We start from the raw sequence: 4,930 nt of genomic DNA, 5'->3' as shown, positions 1-4,930 counted from the left end.
TTGCCGTTAACCGGCCATTGGATATGTGGGCGGCCTCACAAATTATCGAACGTCAGTTTGTCGAGGTATTAATCGCGCCATCCATTGAAGAAGAAGCAATTCCCATCCTGAATCAGAAAAAGAACGTGCGTGTTCTTGAGTGTGGGCAATGGGATAAGCCAGATGAAACAGCATTTGATTTCAAGCGTGTAAATGGTGGCTTGCTAGTGCAGAACCGCGATCTTGGAATGGTAAAAGAAGACGACCTTAAAGTCGTTACAGAACGCCAACCCACTGACAAAGAAATTGAAGACCTGTTGTTTACATGGAAAGTTGCCAAGTTCGTAAAATCCAACGCCATAGTGTATGGAAAAGATAAAATGACCATTGGTGTTGGCGCCGGGCAAATGAGTCGCGTCTATAGCGCTCGCATCGCGGCGATTAAAGCTGAAGATGCCAAGTTACAGGTTAAAGGATCAGTGATGGCAAGTGATGCTTTCTTTCCTTTTCGCGATGGGCTGGACAGTGCGGCCGAAGTTGGCGTTACAGCCGTGATTCAACCTGGTGGCTCCATGCGCGATGACGAGGTTATTGCTGCTGCAAACGAACATGGAATCGCCATGGTGTTCACCGGCATGCGTCATTTTCGTCACTAATCAAACAAACTGGAACTAACTTCTCGATGAACGTATTAATCATTGGCAGTGGCGGTCGTGAACATGCACTGGCGTGGAAAGCCGCTCAATCACCAAAAGCACAAAAGGTATATGTGGCACCCGGTAACGCCGGCACCGAACTGGAACCTGGTATAGAAAATGTCAGCATTGCTGTTGACGACATTGCCGGTCTAGTTGAGTTTGCAAAACTAAATAATATTGGTTTAACGATTGTTGGACCTGAAGCACCGCTGGTAATGGGTGTGGTTGATACATTTAAGGAAGCCGAATTACGTTGTTTCGGGCCCTCCAAAGCCGCAGCTCAACTGGAAGGTTCTAAAACTTTTACCAAGGATTTTCTGGCAAGGCACAATATTCCGACCGCTGCTTATGGAACATTTACCGATATAACCGCAGCCATAGACTATTTAAACAAGCAAAGCTTTCCAGTCGTAATAAAAGCCGACGGCCTGGCGGCGGGCAAAGGCGTCATCATCGCCGAAAACCTGGAGCAAGCTAAAGCCACAGTGGAAGACATGCTAGCGGGCAATAAATTTGGTGAAGCGGGACATCGCGTGGTTGTCGAGGAATTTTTACAGGGTGAAGAAGCAAGCTTTATTGTTATCGCCGATGGCAAGAACATTGTTCCCATGGCAACTTCTCAGGATCATAAAGCGCGCGATGATGGTGATACCGGCCCAAATACCGGCGGCATGGGTGCTTACTCACCTGCACCAGTGGTTACATCAGAAATCTATGATCGCGTTATGAAAGAGGTGATCGAACCTACGGTAAACGGCATGGCCGAAGAAGGTCATCCTTACACGGGATTTCTCTATGCAGGCCTCATGATTGACAGTAAGGGAACACCAAAAGTTTTGGAATACAACTGTCGTTTCGGTGATCCTGAAACCCAACCCATTATGATGCGCATGCAATCGGATTTGGTTGAGTTATGTAATAACGCCATCGATAGAAATTTAGCGAACATCACTACCCAATGGGACGATCGCGTATCAGTCGGAATCGTAATGGCGGCAGGTGGTTACCCAGACAGTTATCATAAAGGTGATGTCATCGAAGGGTTGCCACCGGTAGGTAAAAACGAAAATAACAGTAAAGTATTTCACGCTGGCACTAAAAGTGTGGACGGCAAAGTTACAACCAATGGTGGGCGGGTGTTGTGCGTGGTTGCTCTTGGCGACAGTGTTAAACAGGCTCAAGCTGATGCTTATCAGCTTGTAAAACAAATTCATTGGCCCAATGTATACTACCGAAATGATATTGGACATCGCGCCATAGCCAGAGAAGAAAACTAATTTTTTGAAAATTTTAGAAGGAAAGAACTATGAGCAAACCTTTCGTTGCCATTCTTATGGGTTCCGACTCTGATCTGCCTGTTATGCAAACCACGTTGGATGTTTTGAAGAAGCTGGAAATACCTTTTGAAGTGAAAATCACCTCCGCACATCGTACGCCACAACGCACGCACGAATATGTCAAAGACGCCAATCAGCGCGGCTGTGCCGTGTTTATTGCCGCTGCCGGACTGGCTGCTCATCTGGCAGGTACCGTTGCTGGCTTAACAGTGAAACCTGTTATCGGTGTTCCCATGGATGGCGGCCCCTTGAAAGGTCAGGATGCTTTGCTATCCACGGTAATGATGCCCGGTGGGATTCCGGTGGCCTCGGTAGCCATTGGCAAAGCCGGAGCCAAAAATGCGGCTTATTTGGCTGCACAAATGATGGCTTTGTCGGATGAAAGTTTGGCACAACGCCTGGTGCAAGACCGGGAGGACAACGCAAAAGCCATAGCTCAAAAAGATGCTGAACTACAAAAGAGTCTGTAGCTAACCATTTGCGTTTGTGGTTAATCCCTGGAAAATCAAACAAGCGGCCAAAGTCATACTCAGTGGCGGCATTGTAGCCTATCCAACGGAGGCAGTATTTGGTTTAGGATGCAATCCGTTAGATACCTCGGCAGTCATTCGCTTGCTGCAATTGAAAAAGCGGTCTATGGAAAAAGGCCTCATTCTGGTGGCCGCTGATATCAATCAATTGGAAACATTCGTATCCATACCATCAGCAGCAATTCGTAAAAAAATTAGTGATACCTGGCCCGGACCGGTGACCTGGGTTTTGCCTGCCAACCCCGGTGTGCCTGTAACCCTGACAGGTACACATAACAGTTTGGCAGTACGCGTCTCTGCTCACCCGATCGTACAAGCCTTGTGTCGAGAAATTGATCAGCCATTGGTGTCTACCAGTGCCAACCTCGAATCCGCGCCTCCAGCCCGCTCTGCGTTGTCGGTACAGCGAATTTTTGGTCAGGAAATAGACTTTATTTTACATGGAGCAGTAGATATTTCGGCTAAACCCACTGAAATTCGTGACGCACTCACGGATCAGGTATTTCGCGCCAGCTGATTCTTCTAAACACGGTCTGTTTTACCTCCCATAAGTAGAGCCTATGCCGCTTGAAATATATCCATTCCTGGAGGGTTGAACCGGCTCAAATCCTCGTTATATTAGTATATAAGCTTTTTATTAATTGCTAAATATCCATAGTTTTTAGGAGGTTATACCCATGTCATTTATCCCTAATTTTCCCCATGATGGTGTTGTTACCATAAACCGAGTGATTTTAAAGCCTGAATATACTGTTGATGATCTACAAGAACGCGTCGCCATGCTGTGCGAAAACGTGAAAACCTATCATTCAGACACCGGTTTTATTGGAGGCCTGGTCGCTCTGAATACTGGGCAAATTTCAAACGAAGGCAGCACTGTGGGCCAGGCCGTAGAAAGCCCCATGAAAGATAAAGAAGCACTCATTATCACCTTTTGGAAATCTTATGAAGAACATGAAGAATCCCATAAGAGTGATACGTTTCAGCCGTTATTTGAGCAGGTGCTCGAATTATGCGAAAACGGCAATGAAGAAATTGCCTATAACATGCTCTGGTCAGGAGCTGCTTATTCCAAAGAACAGGCTGAAGCCGCCCGTGAAGCGAAAGCACAATATGCGTAAATAGCAGCAAACGAAACAATATATTAATCAAGATAAGGTTAACCGATTTTTCGGTTAACCTTTTTTCGTTCAATAGCTTAATTATCCTATTCCTTGTCGATAATCCCGCCCGTTTTGTGTAACATTTGCCAAGCAGAAAATTGGTGAGGATAAAAAATGAATCAACAAAACGGGATCAACATCGACGAAATCAAAGCTTACTATCTGGACCTGCAGGACCGCATATGCAGTGGCCTCGAAGAAGAAGATGGTAAAGCCAAATTCGTTGAAGACGCGTGGGAGCGTGAAGAAGGTGGCGGTGGTGGTGGCCGTACCCGCGTACTCACCGGTGGAGAAGTGTTTGAACAAGCCGGAGTGAATTTCTCCCACGTGTATGGTGCAAATTTGCCGGCTTCAGCTACTGCGCATCGGCGCGAACTCGCTGGCCGTCAATTTCAGGCCATGGGCGTCTCTCTGGTAATTCACCCTCACAATCCCTATGTACCCACTTCACACGCCAACGTGCGTTTTTTTATCGCAACCAAAGAGGACGCCGATCCCATATGGTGGTTTGGTGGCGGATTTGATTTAACACCCTACTACCCATTTTTGGAAGATGTTAAGGCATGGCATCAAACCGCAAAGCAAGCCTGCGAACCCTTTGGAGAAGAGATCTATCCCCGCTACAAAAAATGGTGCGATGATTATTTTTTCCTGAAGCATCGTAACGAAACTCGCGGTGTTGGTGGATTATTTTTTGATGATTTAAATGAAGGTGGGTTTGATCATTGTTTTAAGCTCATGAAAAGCATTGGTGATCACTATATTGAAGCCTATCGGCCTATCGTTGCCCGCCGTAAAGCAACAGCTTATGGCGAGCGCGAACGCGATTTTCAACTGTATCGTCGCGGACGCTATGTTGAATACAACCTGGTCTATGATCGCGGCACTCTGTTTGGTTTACAAACCGGTGGACGCACTGAATCCATTTTAATGTCGTTGCCACCTTTAGTTAAATGGCGATATAACTGGAAGCCCGAGCCCGGTACACCAGAAGCCGACCTCTATGAGAATTACCTAAAACCACGTGACTGGTTAGGGATGGACGTTTAAATCCCGGATAACATAACTGCCTTGCACTGAAGATGCCGCAACATCCCCATAAAACCAGCAACATTGTTCGGGTGATTGGTGGCCAGTGGCGCAGTCGCAAATTACATTTCAGTGACATTCCCGACCTACGACCAACACCAGACCGGGTCAGGGAGACGGTGTTCAACTGGCTG

At 46.8% G+C, this 4,930-nt stretch carries 6 protein-coding genes and 1 pseudogene; all 7 read left to right on the top strand.

Features of this window, described 5'->3' with window-relative positions; translation table 11 throughout:
• A pseudogene (gene purH, locus ACWVCM_RS14240) lies at window positions 1-635 on the top strand (bifunctional phosphoribosylaminoimidazolecarboxamide formyltransferase/IMP cyclohydrolase); the annotation flags it as partial.
• Between the two features lie 26 nt (window positions 636-661).
• On the top strand, window positions 662-1,954 hold the full coding sequence (gene purD / locus ACWVCM_RS14235) for a phosphoribosylamine--glycine ligase (protein ID WP_455202424.1): 1,293 nt from the start codon (window positions 662-664) through the stop codon (window positions 1,952-1,954).
• Between the two features lie 29 nt (window positions 1,955-1,983).
• Window positions 1,984-2,484, top strand: a complete 501-nt coding sequence (purE, locus tag ACWVCM_RS14230; RefSeq protein ID WP_455202423.1) for a 5-(carboxyamino)imidazole ribonucleotide mutase — start codon at window positions 1,984-1,986, stop codon at window positions 2,482-2,484.
• Between the two features lie 16 nt (window positions 2,485-2,500).
• On the top strand, window positions 2,501-3,061 hold the full coding sequence (locus ACWVCM_RS14225) for an L-threonylcarbamoyladenylate synthase (protein ID WP_455202422.1): 561 nt from the start codon (window positions 2,501-2,503) through the stop codon (window positions 3,059-3,061).
• Window positions 3,062-3,221: 160 nt separating this feature from the next.
• A complete protein-coding gene (locus tag ACWVCM_RS14220; protein WP_455202421.1) occupies window positions 3,222-3,665 on the top strand; it encodes a hypothetical protein in 444 nt (147 codons plus the stop codon).
• A 156-nt stretch (window positions 3,666-3,821) separates the two neighbouring features.
• The gene (gene hemF / locus ACWVCM_RS14215) at window positions 3,822-4,757 is read left to right on the top strand and encodes an oxygen-dependent coproporphyrinogen oxidase (RefSeq protein ID WP_455202420.1); all 936 of its coding nucleotides are present in this window, start codon (window positions 3,822-3,824) and stop codon (window positions 4,755-4,757) included.
• A gap of 32 nt (window positions 4,758-4,789) precedes the next feature.
• Window positions 4,790-4,930, top strand: a 141-nt coding sequence (locus tag ACWVCM_RS14210) for an RsmD family RNA methyltransferase (RefSeq protein ID WP_455202425.1), incomplete at its 3' end; no start/stop codon positions are given.

Source organism: Kaarinaea lacus (assembly GCF_975902315.1).
This window is presented reverse-complemented; position numbering and strand designations above follow the sequence as displayed.